A 14,394-nucleotide genomic window follows, 5' to 3' on the forward strand; every position below is an offset into this window, starting at 1 on the left:
TTTACTCAAAACTGATTATTATCATACAATAGTTAGTCCTCTTTATCAAGCAATTGCTTTGTATATTCTACATATCTACGATGTACAGTCGCTTTTGAAACATTATAACCAAAGCCGCGAAGTGTTGCTGCAATTTCTTCAAAAGTTAATTCATTCCGGCGTAAACGTACAATTTCCTCAATTGGCACTTCTTTCTTCTCTCGTCCTACGCTTAAATGACGATTCTTCAAATTATTTTCTGGACGATAACCTTTTTCTACTGCACGTTGCATACCACGTTTAATTTTCAAGTTATGAATCTTTCTTTGATACTCTTCAACAATACCAATAATATCCAATACCATTGAATCAGAATCCGATAATTGTAATTCTCCATTATGCGTATGCGTGTATACTTTTATTCCCTCTTTATGTAAACAGTGCATTAATGCAATCTTTGCATTCCCCCTACCAAGGCGCGTTTCATCTTGTATGAGTAGCACATCAATTTGTTCATCTCGAATGGTATCTAGCACTTCTAATATACCGTCACGTTCAATCGTATACCCACTAGCCTGTTCTTCAATTACCTTAGCAACATTCATTTGATAGCGCTCAGCTAAATGCAATAATTCATCTTTTTGACGTATTAATGACGTTTCTTGCGCTTCTTTCGTTGTACTCACACGCGCATAAATAATTGCATTCATTATGCCCCCCCTCTTTCTCACTATTATTTCCCTCCAGTGTAACATAAATTCGTCTTTTGTTCGAACTTATGTTTGTAGAATGTTTTTTCGCATGTTATACTTATTAATAAGAAAAATGAAAGAAAACGAGGTGTTAGAAAACATGGAAAAGTTAACGAAACGCCAGCAAGACATTCTCGACTTTATTAAGCTAAAAGTACAAGAAAAAGGATATCCACCTTCCGTACGTGAAATTGGTCAAGCAGTCGGCCTCGCTTCTAGTTCTACAGTGCACGGACATTTATCACGACTAGAAGAAAAAGGATATATTCGACGCGATCCAACAAAACCACGAGCAATTGAAATTTTAGGTGACGATCGAATGGATACAGAAACACAATCTGTTATCCAAGTTCCAATTATCGGAAAAGTTACTGCTGGATTACCGATTACAGCAGTTGAAAGTGTAGAAGATCACTTCCCACTTCCAGCTAGCATTGTTGCTGGAGCAGACCAAGTGTTTATGTTACGTATCTCAGGAGATAGTATGATTGAAGCTGGTATTTTCGATGGGGATTTAGTTGTTGTTCGCCAACAACAGTCTGCATATAATGGTGAAATTGTAGTTGCTTTAACAGAAGATAACGAAGCAACTGTGAAACGTTTCTATAAAGAAAAAGACCATTTCCGTCTACAACCGGAAAACTCTTCATTAGAACCTATCATTTTAAAACAAGTGTCAGTTATCGGAAAAGTAATTGGCGTATACCGTGATCTACACTAAGAATAATAAAAGAAGATAATTACCTTATTTATATACGGTAATTATCTTCTTTTTGTATTTTGATAGATTTTCATACATTCTATTTCTTATGAACGAGTTTCAATCGTCACATCGCCAGCAGCTGTTTTACCACTAATCTTTTTACTACCATTGCCAATTGTTACATTTTTATTTTCTTCATTAAAAATTATTACTTCGCCAGCAGCACTTTGCCCAGTTATAACTGCATCTTGTGGTTTTTCTAATAAAGTAATATCTACATCCCCAGCAGTTGAACTTGCCTCTACATCGTATTTAGGATCATGATCCATAATATGCACTTCTCCACTAGCCGTTTTCGCTGTTACTTTCCCTATTACCTTTTTAAAGTTTACCTCACCAGCTTTTGAAGATCCTTCCACACTTTTTGCTGTAACATGTTTCAAATCTACTTCTCCGGCCAGTGTACCAACACTTACACGATCACTTTTCACATCACTTATTTCTATTTGTCCAGCGGATGAATTTATTTTTATCTCCCGGTAAGAACGTTCAGGCACGAGGAGAGTTATTGTAGATGTTTGAAACCTAAAATCGTAAAAAGAAAAATCAAATGAAGCACCTTTTTCTCTTTCCCCAATAATTTTTAATGTGTCACCATCTTCTGCAATACGAACCTCTTGTTTACGTGCATCTCCTGATTGCTTTACATAAAAAGAAAAGTCGGGAGATTTTTGGACAACAATATCCCCAGCGTCTAACTTAACTTCTATATTTTTTAATGTTTCGTTTTTAATAACGTCTTCTTTGTTTCCTTTTTCTGCAGTTTGTACTGCTTTTTCATATGTTTGTGAAATCCCTATTACTCCAATAATGATACAAGCGATTGCTACTAACAATATTTTTTTCATCATCTACTCCCCTTTTATCATTTTGAAGTTCCATAATACATAACGTACGCATAACTTTTTAAACCACTTCGTACTATAATAAGCGATAATACATAACAACAAACCTACTCCAACAAACGTTATACTAACGAATACATCCAACCATATAAAAGTACCCATAAATACTTTTGCAATAACAAAAAATGGTGTCACTACACTAGCAATCCCACCGACCCAAAATGAAAATATAAAAGCGATAATTGCAACTAACGGGCCTAACACAATAATGAAATTAAACAAACTAAGTCCAATCGCAGCCATGACAGCCCTTGTTATATTCGAAGTAGATGGGTCCTTTTTCATTTCATCAAAGCGATACAAAGCAAGTAAGTCTTTCGCAATTACTTTCGGAGAACCAAGGCCTTTTATTATTTCCGCTTCAGTTTTCCCCTCTTCTTTCCCAAACTGAAAATGCTCTTCATAATCAAATAAAATATCTTTCCTCTCTTCTTCCGGTAACTTTCTAAGATGACTTGATAATTCTTTGAGGAACTGTTCTTTACTCATCCCATTCCACCCCTTCAATAATTTCTTGTACGCCTTTTGCAAAATCACGCCACTCTGTTACTAACAAATTCAGTTGCGTTTCCCCTTGCTCAGTTAGTTGATAATATTTACGAGGCGGCCCCTCCGTAGATTCTTTCAAATACGTTTGAAAATACCCTTCTTTCGTTAAACGACGTAATAAAGGATACACTGACCCTTCCGATATTAAAAATTTATTTGAGATTTGCTGTACAAGTTCATAACCGTAACAATCCTTACGTTTCACAAGTGCCAAAACACACAGTTCTAACACGCCTTTTTTAAACTGAACGTTCAAGGTCAATCCCCCTTTCTCATTTCAGTACTGTTCAATACACGGTACCCATTACATCCATAATATACCACTTGGTATTATTCATTGCAAGGTACTTATTTATATTTATTCCCTAAATATACAAAACGTACAAATAAAAGCCTGAATAATGTCCTGTTATAACTGGCCATCACTCAGGCTTTTATTCAATTCGAACTGTATGAATACAAAAATTCATTCACTCTTTCCTCTCTAAGAACCAACTTCCATTTGTGACCCTAACAAACTTCGAAACACACCTTTTCTCTCTTTAGCTAATTGATTAAATTCACCTTTTTGGACAATTTCACCTTTTCCTAACACAATAACTTGATCGGCATTACGTATTGTTGATAAACGATGGGCAATTACGACGATAGTCATCGTTCCTTTCAATCTTTCTATTGCTGATTGGATTTTCAATTCATTTTCAGTATCTAATGCACTCGTTGCTTCATCTAATATTAAAATGGATGGTTGTCTTAAAATAGCCCGCGCTAGTACAAGTCGTTGACGTTCACCACCTGAAAGCCTTACTCCTCGATCCCCAATCAGTGTATCAAGCCCATTAGGAAGCGTTTGTACAAATTCAGCGGCGGCCGCAAAATTTAATGCAGACCAAATTTGTTCTTCACTTGCATTTGGCTCAATCATCAATAAATTTTCTCTTATGCTTGCATTAAATAAGAAAGGATCTTGTGGTACATAACTAATAGCCCGCCTTAATGACAATAAATTATCAGTTGTAAGGAGCGTACCATCTATTAACACTTGACCTTTTTCTGGCTGTATTAATCCCATTAATACATCAATTAATGTACTTTTGCCTGCACCAGAATGCCCCACAATGGCCGTCATACTGTTTATTGGAATTTGCATATTAATATTTTGAAGTGCGTATAAAGATTCTTGCTTATTATAACGAAAGTAAACATCCTTACACTCCATACCTTGTTTTATACGAATCGGCTCTATATGTTTTTGTTGATCTATATCCTGCATTTCAATCGCTTCCTTACATTCCACTTGCAACTCCCATAATGACTTAAAAGCAGGAATACTTGCAGCCAGTTGTTCTAAATTTGATTGAATCGTCATGAATCTTGGCCATAGTCTGGAGAAAATGAGGATAATTAATAATAATTGGGTGGGTTGCGCTTGAAACATACTTACTGATAATAATAAAAAAAATACAATTAATATAGCCATTGAAACTTTATAAAACAATTGAGATTTCGATCTTATTCTCATATACTCCATTTGCTCATTACTCATCTTTTTTGTTATAGATTGTAACCAATCTATACGTGATGCTTCCAAAGTATTACTCTTTATATCTTTAATTCCATTAAAATGATCTGTTATACCAGAAAGATAGTCTTTTGCCAATTCTGAGGTCTTACCGCCTAGTATTCGTGCTTTTTTTATAAAAACACGAGAAGCTACCAAGAATAATAAACCAAAGACCAAAACAAATATAGTTATTTGAGGAGATAATAAAAACGCAATCCCCACCTGTATAAATGTAAACAGAATAGCAGCTAACAATTGTAAAATTAAATTAACCCCATAACTTACACGAGCTAATTCTGTAGTTAATATATTTATTAAATTTGTTTTCCTTTTCTCTAAAAAAAAACTCCACTTTGCTTTTAAAATCATACTATATGTTTCTATTCTTAATTCTCGTATAAAAGCTTGTTGCGTTCTCGCATCCCTTAGCGTTATATTTCTTTGTAGTAAATTTTGACCTAACACTATTAATATATATATACCTAAAATAGAAACTAGACTTGCTGTTTTAGGAAAATCCTGCAAAAATCTAGAGACAGGTGCAATAAAAGTAGTCTCCTCGCCTATATTAATTATTCCAGTCATACTTATCATAGGAATTAATAAAATAATACCTATCCCTTCAAGTAAACTTATTAAAACCATACCAAATAAATTCACATACAGTATGTTTCCCGCCGAAGAGTATAGTTTCTTCATAAAATATATAATATGATTCATCGATGTTCCCCCTATAACAAAGCCAGCTTCTTTGTTTTCCTCCAAAGACATAAAAACGGACGTAGAGGAAAATATAAAAAATGAAGAAATTTAGGTAACGGTAATGTTTTTGCATCAATTGGATAAGGATATAGTTGGCTCATAATATATAAAATTTTTTGCTGATTAGACATTAGTGAAAATAAATATCGACTATGATAGATAAATACCTCTTCAGGGACAGGATCGGTATGCAAGTTTATCATTTGCTTGAAATAAAACAGTGCCTCTTGAGCTAACTGCTTTGAATGTTTTTTCGCTACTAATTCCATCATCCTTTCATCTAGTCGTACACCTAGCAATTGAGCTGCTAAAATTAATGCTTGTCCTCCTAAATGACGCATTTGATATTTTCTCATTAACTTATGGATCTCACTCCAATTAAGTTCTTGATCGACAATTTTTTTTATATCTACTAACCAACGTAATCTGGACCAACCATGTCTAGCACCATGAGATACCAAAAATAAAAATAAATCTTCCTTTCCTAACATATATACAGAATTACTCGTAAGGTTACTTTTTCTCTTTCTCCCCCAAAGCTCTTCAAACCCAGGTTCCTTGCCCGGTCCGGGGTTTAACCTCCAATGAATTTCAAGCTTAATCTGCTTTGTTGGATGAAAAAATGTTATATGATGATGCCTCCATTTCCAATCATTTAATATCGTTTGAATATAATCGTCTTTTACATACCCCTGCTCTAAAAGTAGCATTTCTACTTTTTCTAAATTTTGCATCGGAATTAGAACGTCCAAATCACAGGATGTTCGTAAAGAAATATCCCCATATAAGTCCTGAGATAGTACAGGTCCTTTTAGAAAAATCATACGAATCTCATTTTCATTACATAGTTTATTTATTCGTTCCATTTCAGCACTTAAATAAAGCATTTGAAATGTATTTTTTTTATATTTTCTATTCAAGGTTTGTACAATATGTGAAGGAATTAGTTCCTCATCCACCTGTTTAAGTTTTTGATATATCACCGGATAAACGCGATGATGCACAGCTTGCTCAAGAAATACCTCCCAATCAATATCCGAAAACCATTCATTACTGTAAGTTTGCACTGTTTCGTCATCTTGTAACTTCAAAATTGCAAAAAGAAGTTTCAATTCCTTAGACATGAACTCTACATTAAGACCAAAATCTTTCTCCATTTTATTCTCCTTTAATAATGTCCTCACTTAGCCTCTTTGCAAATGATCCAACGACAGTAAATTTCTCCATTCCTTCTGATCCAGTAACATAAAAAGAACCGCTTCGTAACCATGCATGCGCAATTAAATCCCCATGACTATCCTTAGCAGTTCCTAAATAAAGAGTACTCTCAATGTGACGTTTTTCGAGCATTTTCATCCCAGCTATAGCTTTAACAAGACACTGACTTTCCCAAAAAGTATAACGACTCATAATAGAAATAGCTTCAGACACCTTCTTTAGTGTATCCCCATGTGGCTGAATTTGGGCAACTGATGTTTCGTTCATGTAATCCCCTAAAGAAGGTGCAACTTTGGAAAAGGTAATACTTTTTAGTACACGCGCCCACCCTAAAAAAATAAAAGCCTCTAAAAATAAAAGCTTTGTTTCCATGTTCAGCGATAAAAATACCCTTAACCTTTTCACAATATTCATTAATCCCTTCCTAACAGTTCTCTTGAAATTACGAATTTATCTATTAGATTGATCTTTTATTTGAATTAAACCTTCTTGAAATAAACACTCTAAAAAGGACAGAACTTGCTCTTCACAATCTTTTCGTTCAATATCATAGTTGGATACTAGCATAGTAACAAGCTGATTAATTATTATTGGCTTTTCAATAAGCTCCCATATTTCTCCGCCTATTTCACCTAAGTTATAGTAATTTCCTTTCTGGACATTTAACATAACTTTTTCTCCATCCATATCGCTTACTATATTACCTTTACTTTGGACAACGTTATGTTTTAATGATATTTTTCTCGAGTGGACAACCATCAACCATACTCCCTTTCTGTATAGTATTTAAAATAACTTCCACAAGCTCATGAGCTGTAAATCTTGAAGTCGGGCGACTTACTTGAAACATTTCCATTCCACTTGCAATATGTGTTGAAGTTTCAAAATGCCATTCCATCAATCCTAATTTAGAAATCAAAGAACTCCTAAAAGTATGACGGTATAATTTATACAAGCGCTCGAGTCCTTCTATACGGGTCATCTCAATATCTTCTCCCTGTGTTTTTACTAATTCAATAACACCAGCAAGAGGTAATGAATCTGGAAAGAATTGAGAATTCACAGGAACAGCATACTTCGTTTCTCTTTCAAATAAAGGGCTCAATTGCGCTACTTCCATTCCTAACTCATTTATGCTCTCTTGCCATAATTTTTGTTGCGCGTAAGAAGGATGAACTATTACATTATTTTTATTCAAAAGAGACACAGCAACTACATCATCACTTAAAAGCTGATATCCTTTATTCAAAAAAGCCGAGGCTAACGTTGATTTTCCAGCTCCTGAATCACCAATTAATGCATATGCTTTTCCATCTATGGCAATTACACTCCCATGCAATGGGAGTGTTTTACGTTGCATTAAAAGCGCCCCCATACAAGTTCCCAGAATATATAAGCGAATTTTATCTTCTTCTGCGTCTGCCATAGGTGAAAAGGTGATTTTCTCGCCGGCTTGTATAGAAAATATTGCAGTTTGAGGAACATGAAACATAACTACATCATCCTCCACTACAATTGTTTTTTGCTTTTCCGCGCTATATTTACACCACTGTTCTGACAAATCCTTTATTTCAACTTGAACATCTGCCATCTCTTTTTTTTCATTCAGCTGAGACAATTCGGGTAATGGAATTTCACTTACTATTTTTAACCCGAAGGCTTGATATAACACATTCCCCATAGAATCAAACATCCTATCCCCCACATTGTCAATTTTTTGAAAGCTCTTATATAATAAAGTTATATAAGAGCTTTATTTTTCCAATGACTTAACTGTACTTCACTGGATCATCTGGGTCAGGTTGAACAGCATCTGGATATTTATGCCCAGGCCCAGCCATAGTCATATTAATATTAAGTACTTCTAATACAGGTTGTTTCCACTCCTTTTTCATACGTATCACCTCCTTTCATATTGCTTTTTTTATAAATCGATAGAAGATTAAGCTGCGCATTAAAACTCTAAAATCTAAATCAAATGCATATTCTGGTCGAGGTTCTTTACAAATTTTTGAGATAGCTTTCTTAATTACCTCTACATTTAGAAATTGTGAGATTACTGGATCTACACTAAGTTCTTCAACTTCCTCAATAAATTCATTCCAAAAAGGAGCCATACGGTAAACACCATCTGCACCTTGAATACCTCGAACCCGTTGATTCAATCGTACTTTATCAGGAAGGAAGTTCTTTGTGGCTCTCCGAATCAGGGCTCGATCTAAACCATTTTGAACATACTGTTCTTCTGGGACTGACAAACAAAATTGAATCAATCGTAAGTCATTTGTGGGATCACGATCCCACAAAGCATAACGTAATGATAATTTCGTTTCATACGTGCCATTTATGCTCCAATAATATGGTTTTTCAAACTGTTCTCTTTTCATGTCATATGCATTAGAAATAGAGGTGCCTGTTATATCGATTTCTTGTTCTCTAAGTCTTTCAAAAACATTCATTTCCCTCGCAAATTCCGGGTTAATTATTGCGGAATTTACATCTTGTTTTCCTGAAAAAAGTAAATGATGCAAAAATGGAAATGCCTTTCGTCTTACCACTTCAAAAACACGTGATTTTTTCACTCCAATATTTCTACTATATAAATGTAGTTCACGATAAAAACGAATCCAATGTAGCTTTTTCAATAACATTGCCTGGTAATCTAAAATAGGTCCCCATGATACTGTCCAATTACCTCTTTGACCACTAAGAAGTACTCCAATTCCATGCTGAGATGCTTTTTCATAAACTCCACTCAACCAAAAAGTATTCTCAAAAAATTTATATGGCATCTCCATTGTTTCCAGCCAATCATCAATTTCCGATAGTGGGCTTCTCTCTGGCAATTCTAAATAATAATCCTGTATATTCCCTACATGCTCTACAGTCGATTGAATAAATGGTCTTTCGTCAGCTATCCTACCTTTGTGTGTCCAATCTTCAAATCCTTCTACTGGAACATAACTATACGTATGTAATTTTTTATTTTCAGTCCATAAATCCCTTGCAGCAAAACTAACGACAGAACCTGAGTCTAATCCTCCACTCAAATGGGCTCCTACTTGGTGATGTGTTCGCAAACGTGCCTTCACTGCACTTTTATACACCTCTCGAAACGCCTCTTCATACTCTTCATTTGATTTTAAATTAAGCATTTCCCCAACAGCTGGTATATAGTATCTTGAAAACTTCACTTCGCCTTCCTTTACCAAAATAGTGTGTGATGGAGGCACTTGTTCTATATATTTGTAAACTGTTAACTGTGGATCTACCGATTCAAAATTCACTGGGATAGCTAAAAATTCAGCAAGCCACTGCTCATTCAATTTTTTCTCAATATACGGTAGAGTAAATAACGGATTTATAATGGTACAAAAAGCAAATTTTTCCTCACCACGATAAAAATAAAGGGTCCGACTTCCTGAAAAATCTCTGGCACCAAAAAGAATTTGTTTTTTCTCATCCCAGATCATAAAGGCAAAATCGCCTACCAAATATTTTGGAGCCGCTTCCCCCCATTTCTGATAAGAGAGTAAAATCAACTCACTATCTGTCATGTGTTTCCTATCCGAATAATCCACTTGTAATTTTTCAAATAACTCATCACGATTATCAATAATAGCATCTGCTGTAATTGCCAATTGCTTTTCATAATTATAAAAGGGTAATTGTTCACCAACTGCCTCTGGTGTAATCCATTGTGCATGACATCCTAGAAAAGCATTTTCTTTGTGCCATATTTGAATATCGTCAGCAGGGTACTTTTGTAATTCACTCATTAATCGTGTGCCATGTTCAATTGATGTAGGTTCATTATTAAAGTGAATAATGCCAGTTATAGCGCTCATTTCTTCCTCCTAATATATGAAAATTACTACAAATACTATTTACATATTAAATTCGTTAAACATACCCCTTTATCATTCTTTTTAAAGAACAAAATTATTTGTTTTTATTACTTTCTCAATTACATACTTTAATTTACCTTCAGACTTATATAGTATAGATATTTTCAATATCTATACTCCTCCCTTTTTTATGTGAATTGAAACTGAACGCCAAAAACAATTCACTATAAAGAACAATTAGTGGTACGTATACAAATCTAATTCAAATTCTATTTTCACTTACCTACAGCTTTTAAAACGCTTTGAATTACCCTTTGTTGATCTTCTGCTAACATATTAGATCCTGAAGGCAAACAAATTCCACTTTGAAATAGGTACTGCGACACATCTTCATTTTTGCTATGCGGATAATATTTCTTCTCTTTAAAGAGAGACTGCATATGAAGTGGCTTCCACATAGGACGCGCTTCAATATTCTCTTCTGCTAAAATTCTCAACAATTCCCCAATAGAAATCCCAGATTCCTTTTCATTAATTGTCAATGTAGTAAGCCAACGATTTGGACGAGTATGTTCTAATTCAGGCATAAAATAAAACCCTGGCATGTGAGATAGCGCTTCGTAATACCGTTTATATATAAATCTTCTAGCTCTCACTCTATCTTCTAACACTTCTAATTGTCCTCTACCAATACCAGCTAAAATATTACTCAGTCGATAATTATACCCTATCTCACTATGCTCATAATGTGGAGCTGGATCCTTTGCTTGTGTCGCTAAAAATCTCGCTCTTTCCAATGCTTCTACATCATTAGAAACTAGCATTCCACCACCTGAAGTGGTAATAATTTTATTTCCATTAAATGAGTAAACACCAAATTTCCCGAATGTACCGCTTGCTTTTCCTTTATATGTAGATCCAAGAGATTCTGCTGCATCCTCAACTATAGGAACATTATATTGATGACAGAGTGAAAGAATTTCATCTAGTTTCGCACTCTGACCATATAAATGAACAAGAACGATAGCCTTAGGTAAATTCCCCACTTTATTAGCTTCATATAATGCATGTGCCAATGCACTCGGTGACATATTCCAGGTTTCCGGTTCTGAGTCAATAAATACTGGTTCAGCTCCCAAATAAACAATCGGATTTGCACTCGCTACAAAAGTAAAACTGGAACAAAATACTGTATCTCCCTTTTGAATACCTAATAACCGTAAAGCTAAATGAATAGCAGCAGTACCTGAACTAACTGCAGTACCTCCCTTAACTCCTACAAAAGATGCAAGTTCTCGTTCAAACCCATCAACATTTGGTCCAAGAGGAGCAACCCAGTTTGTATCAAATGCATTTTGGATATATTTTTGTTCATTCCCACTCATGTGCGGAGAGGAAAGGTAAATTCGCTTTTTATGCTGAACTGTGTGCATGTAAACACATCCTTTATACATATTTAAATACTATGTATCTAAAAACATATGCTTTAATACAGATATATCAGATAATCTCCTTAAATTATTAATTGTATAATGCGCTTTATAAGCTTGCTCAACTATAAGATTATGGTAAATTCCATCTTCTCTATTAATATGAATCGTTAACCATTTCAATTTCTTGGCCGTTATAAAATCCTTACTTAAATTATCTCCTATATAGACACATTGCTGATGAGGCACCTGTAATTCCTTACTTATTTTTTCATAAGGAATTTTGCTTGGCTTCCAACATTCTTTTCCTAGCTTATCAGTGAGAATTATTGAATGAACCCTCTCTTTTAACTTTAATGCATTTATTTTTCTTTCTTGAGCAACTAAATATCCATCTGAAATAAGTCCTATTTTAACGGTATTAACCAAATTATTTAGTACCCAATCCGCTTCATCCAACAATTGAATATCTGGTTTATGGAACCTATACTGTTCTATCAAATTACTAATCAATTTTTCGTCACAATCAATGTCTAACTTTTTAAGTGTTTTATTAAACACAAACTTTCTTTCACCTGAATTAAATAATCGAATTGCGATATTATAAAAACCAATTTTTCCATAGTTATCTTTAATCCAATCATCCACTGCTTTAAAGCCACTTACGACATAATCTTTCTCTTTATATAAAGTATCATCCATATCAAAAACAATTGCTTGAATCACCATATTAAATACTCTCCATAAAAACCGCTTCATCATATCTAAGCATTGTTAAATTTCCTCTCCAATTATAGTCTCTATCTGTAAAAACTTCTCCCTGACACATTTTAATTGTCCAAAGTGGAAAATTCGCTCCAGCTTCTATGGATAATGGAATTCCTCCACCAAAACGAGGATTTATTTCAATAAATGTAATTTGTCCATCCTTCTTTTTAAAACATTGTAAAGTAATACATCCAATAGGATTAGGAAGAGCTTTTATTACAGTTTCTGCTGCTTGGATGATGTCAAAATCTTTCTTGGTTATACCTTTACTTACCTCACCTGCTCGTGTCTCTATACGCAATCTAGGAACGATCGTTTTTATATTCCCATAGAAATCTACCATGACATCTATAGTGTATTCCTCTCCTGAAACATATTCTTGTATCATAGCGTTAGGTATATACTCCTTAAAAAATTCCAATTCCTTTTCATTCATTATTTTTGTTACACCTTTACTAGAACTGCCATCATAAGGTTTAATTAATAATGGAAATTGATAGTCCTTTCTTCCAATCTCTTCATCACTATACACTCTAGGCGTTGGTATATTATTAGATACAAAAAAGTTATATGTGTATTTTTTGTTATTAGCAATTTTATTTAATTCCATACTAGAAACTAGTACTTTTACACCAATACCTTCAAAAACCTCCGAATTATTAGCCATAAGGGTTAATTCGGTATCAATTAACGGAATTATTAGATTTATCATTTCAGATCTACATATTTTTAACAATTCATTTATATACCCTTCTTCATTTACACGCGGAACAATAAAATGCTTATCGCTAAAGTAAATGGTAGGAGCAGTTTCTTTTAAGTCTGCAGTAAAGATTTTCCCTTTGATTCCTACTTGTTCAAATACCTCCTTAAATTTTTTAATTAAAGTGACCCTCCTACCAGAGCTAGTAAACAAAATATTCATTTTATTCCCCCCCATGCTCGATTCCCCCCTTAAAAACTGGCATAGTCACATGCTTATTATTTGTTATCCCTTCCGATTTTAAAACTTTACTAAAAGTTAGATATAAAATTTTCAAATCTAAAAGAAAACCTTGATTCTCAACATACCATACATCTAATTTAAATTTCTCATCCCATGAGATACTATTTCTTCCATTAATTTGAGCCCATCCAGTGATTCCAGGTTTAACATTATGCCTTTTAGCTTGCTCTTGCGAATATAAAGGCATATATTCCATTAATAATGGTCGAGGGCCTACCAAACTTAATTGACCTTTTAGAACATTTATTAATTGTGGTAATTCGTCCAAACTATATTTCCTCAGAAACTTTCCAACTTTAGTTAATCTAGCGTAATCTGGTAAGAGCTCCCCCCTATTATCTCGCTCATTGGTCATCGTACGAAATTTATAAAGATAAAAGGGTTTTCCATGTAACCCTGGACGTTGTTGTCTAAATAAAATAGGTGATCCTATCTGGGTTTTAACTATAATTGCTACTAAAAGAATAATGAAAAAAAAGCAAATTAATAATAATAAAGAAATAAAGATATCCAACAGTCTCTTCATTACCAATCATTCCCCCATCTTAAATTATTACAAATGCTTTTCCAAAGTGAAATAATATATAAAGTATTCATTACGGGTTGAAATCAAGTATTTTCAAGTTGTAATTAAAAAATTGTATTCAATTTTTCTTTACTTATCACCTGCAAACATTTTCTTTAGTACAAAACTTTAAAACTTAATATATAGAGGAAAGCAATGCACAAAGGTGCAAAATATATTTTCCAAATGCTTATCCAAGAGACTATTACACACTGTAAAAATCTCAAAAAATATATTCACAAAAACAATTTTATAAACAACGCTTAATAGTATAAAAAAACATTT

At 33.9% G+C, this 14,394-nt stretch carries 16 protein-coding genes; 1 reads left to right on the plus strand and 15 read right to left on the minus strand.

The features are described 5' to 3' along the window. Positions 1–32: 32 nt before the first annotated feature. Entirely contained in the window at positions 33–689 is a 657-nt protein-coding gene (locus ACXVYO_RS08510; RefSeq protein ID WP_458466668.1) for a YneB family resolvase-like protein, read from the minus strand. 142 nt (positions 690–831) lie between these two features. Between ACXVYO_RS08510 and lexA the strand changes: the two genes are divergently transcribed. Beyond that, complete coding sequence (gene lexA, locus ACXVYO_RS08515) at positions 832–1,452, plus strand: transcriptional repressor LexA (protein WP_060631883.1); 621 nt, start codon at positions 832–834, stop codon at positions 1,450–1,452. Positions 1,453–1,538: 86 nt separating this feature from the next. Here lexA and ACXVYO_RS08520 read toward each other — a convergent pair whose 3' ends face one another. The 14 genes from ACXVYO_RS08520 to ACXVYO_RS08585 form a co-directional block, all read right to left on the minus strand. Continuing rightward, entirely contained in the window at positions 1,539–2,345 is an 807-nt protein-coding gene (locus tag ACXVYO_RS08520) for a DUF4097 family beta strand repeat-containing protein (RefSeq protein ID WP_458466669.1), read from the minus strand. Next, a complete protein-coding gene (locus ACXVYO_RS08525) occupies positions 2,346–2,888 on the minus strand; it encodes a DUF1700 domain-containing protein (protein ID WP_458466670.1) in 543 nt (180 codons plus the stop codon). Continuing rightward, a complete protein-coding gene (locus ACXVYO_RS08530; protein WP_001102620.1) occupies positions 2,881–3,204 on the minus strand; it encodes a PadR family transcriptional regulator in 324 nt (107 codons plus the stop codon). Before ACXVYO_RS08530 ends, ACXVYO_RS08525 begins: the two co-directional genes overlap by 8 nt. Positions 3,205–3,432: 228 nt before the next feature. Further along, positions 3,433–5,232 carry an ABC transporter ATP-binding protein gene (locus tag ACXVYO_RS08535; RefSeq protein WP_458466671.1) on the minus strand — a complete coding sequence of 600 codons (1,800 nt, stop codon included), beginning with the start codon at positions 5,230–5,232 and terminating at the stop codon, positions 3,433–3,435. Between the two features lie 11 nt (positions 5,233–5,243). Further along, positions 5,244–6,431 carry a nucleotidyltransferase domain-containing protein gene (locus ACXVYO_RS08540; protein WP_458466672.1) on the minus strand — a complete coding sequence of 396 codons (1,188 nt, stop codon included), beginning with the start codon at positions 6,429–6,431 and terminating at the stop codon, positions 5,244–5,246. Position 6,432: 1 nt separating this feature from the next. After that, positions 6,433–6,906 (minus strand): lasso peptide biosynthesis B2 protein, encoded by a 474-nt coding sequence (locus ACXVYO_RS08545; protein WP_458466673.1) that lies wholly within the window; start codon positions 6,904–6,906, stop codon positions 6,433–6,435. Positions 6,907–6,942: 36 nt separating this feature from the next. Next, entirely contained in the window at positions 6,943–7,251 is a 309-nt protein-coding gene (locus ACXVYO_RS08550) for a lasso peptide biosynthesis PqqD family chaperone (RefSeq protein ID WP_458466675.1), read from the minus strand. Further along, the gene (locus ACXVYO_RS08555) at positions 7,214–8,185 is read right to left on the minus strand and encodes an aldolase (protein WP_458466676.1); all 972 of its coding nucleotides are present in this window, start codon (positions 8,183–8,185) and stop codon (positions 7,214–7,216) included. The genes ACXVYO_RS08550 and ACXVYO_RS08555 overlap by 38 nt, the downstream gene beginning before the upstream one ends. Before the next feature lie 76 nt (positions 8,186–8,261). Then, positions 8,262–8,387, minus strand: a complete 126-nt coding sequence (locus tag ACXVYO_RS08560) for a paeninodin family lasso peptide (RefSeq protein ID WP_000712621.1) — start codon at positions 8,385–8,387, stop codon at positions 8,262–8,264. Between the two features lie 15 nt (positions 8,388–8,402). Further along, positions 8,403–10,340, minus strand: coding sequence for a lasso peptide isopeptide bond-forming cyclase (locus ACXVYO_RS08565; protein ID WP_458466677.1), 1,938 nt, complete (start codon positions 10,338–10,340; stop codon positions 8,403–8,405). A 275-nt stretch (positions 10,341–10,615) separates the two neighbouring features. Continuing rightward, on the minus strand, positions 10,616–11,773 hold the full coding sequence (locus ACXVYO_RS08570) for an aminotransferase class I/II-fold pyridoxal phosphate-dependent enzyme (protein ID WP_458466678.1): 1,158 nt from the start codon (positions 11,771–11,773) through the stop codon (positions 10,616–10,618). 30 nt (positions 11,774–11,803) lie between these two features. Continuing rightward, positions 11,804–12,499 (minus strand): HAD family hydrolase, encoded by a 696-nt coding sequence (locus tag ACXVYO_RS08575; RefSeq protein ID WP_458466679.1) that lies wholly within the window; start codon positions 12,497–12,499, stop codon positions 11,804–11,806. Between the two features lies 1 nt (position 12,500). Further along, on the minus strand, positions 12,501–13,478 hold the full coding sequence (locus tag ACXVYO_RS08580) for an ATP-grasp domain-containing protein (protein ID WP_458466680.1): 978 nt from the start codon (positions 13,476–13,478) through the stop codon (positions 12,501–12,503). Beyond that, positions 13,465–14,070, minus strand: coding sequence for a sugar transferase (locus ACXVYO_RS08585; protein ID WP_458466681.1), 606 nt, complete (start codon positions 14,068–14,070; stop codon positions 13,465–13,467). Before ACXVYO_RS08585 ends, ACXVYO_RS08580 begins: the two co-directional genes overlap by 14 nt. Positions 14,071–14,394: the final 324 nt, after the last annotated feature.

This window comes from Bacillus sp. BC08, assembly GCF_054326875.1.

Bases quoted from the DNA above. Each gene is read 5' to 3' on its own strand.
- ACXVYO_RS08510 (WP_458466668.1), bottom strand. From the start codon at position 689: ATGAATGCAATTATTTATGCGCGTGTGAGTACAACGAAAGAAGCGCAA.
- lexA (WP_060631883.1), top strand. From the start codon at position 832: ATGGAAAAGTTAACGAAACGCCAGCAAGACATTCTCGACTTTATTAAG.
- ACXVYO_RS08520 (WP_458466669.1), bottom strand. From the start codon at position 2,345: ATGATGAAAAAAATATTGTTAGTAGCAATCGCTTGTATCATTATTGGA.
- ACXVYO_RS08525 (WP_458466670.1), bottom strand. From the start codon at position 2,888: ATGAGTAAAGAACAGTTCCTCAAAGAATTATCAAGTCATCTTAGAAAG.
- ACXVYO_RS08535 (WP_458466671.1), bottom strand. From the start codon at position 5,232: ATGAATCATATTATATATTTTATGAAGAAACTATACTCTTCGGCGGGA.
- ACXVYO_RS08540 (WP_458466672.1), bottom strand. From the start codon at position 6,431: ATGGAGAAAGATTTTGGTCTTAATGTAGAGTTCATGTCTAAGGAATTG.
- ACXVYO_RS08545 (WP_458466673.1), bottom strand. From the start codon at position 6,906: ATGAATATTGTGAAAAGGTTAAGGGTATTTTTATCGCTGAACATGGAA.
- ACXVYO_RS08550 (WP_458466675.1), bottom strand. From the start codon at position 7,251: ATGGTTGTCCACTCGAGAAAAATATCATTAAAACATAACGTTGTCCAA.
- ACXVYO_RS08555 (WP_458466676.1), bottom strand. From the start codon at position 8,185: ATGTTTGATTCTATGGGGAATGTGTTATATCAAGCCTTCGGGTTAAAA.
- ACXVYO_RS08560 (WP_000712621.1), bottom strand. From the start codon at position 8,387: ATGAAAAAGGAGTGGAAACAACCTGTATTAGAAGTACTTAATATTAAT.
- ACXVYO_RS08565 (WP_458466677.1), bottom strand. From the start codon at position 10,340: ATGAGCGCTATAACTGGCATTATTCACTTTAATAATGAACCTACATCA.
- ACXVYO_RS08570 (WP_458466678.1), bottom strand. From the start codon at position 11,773: ATGCACACAGTTCAGCATAAAAAGCGAATTTACCTTTCCTCTCCGCAC.
- ACXVYO_RS08575 (WP_458466679.1), bottom strand. From the start codon at position 12,499: ATGGTGATTCAAGCAATTGTTTTTGATATGGATGATACTTTATATAAA.
- ACXVYO_RS08580 (WP_458466680.1), bottom strand. From the start codon at position 13,478: ATGGGGGGGAATAAAATGAATATTTTGTTTACTAGCTCTGGTAGGAGG.
- ACXVYO_RS08585 (WP_458466681.1), bottom strand. From the start codon at position 14,070: ATGAAGAGACTGTTGGATATCTTTATTTCTTTATTATTATTAATTTGC.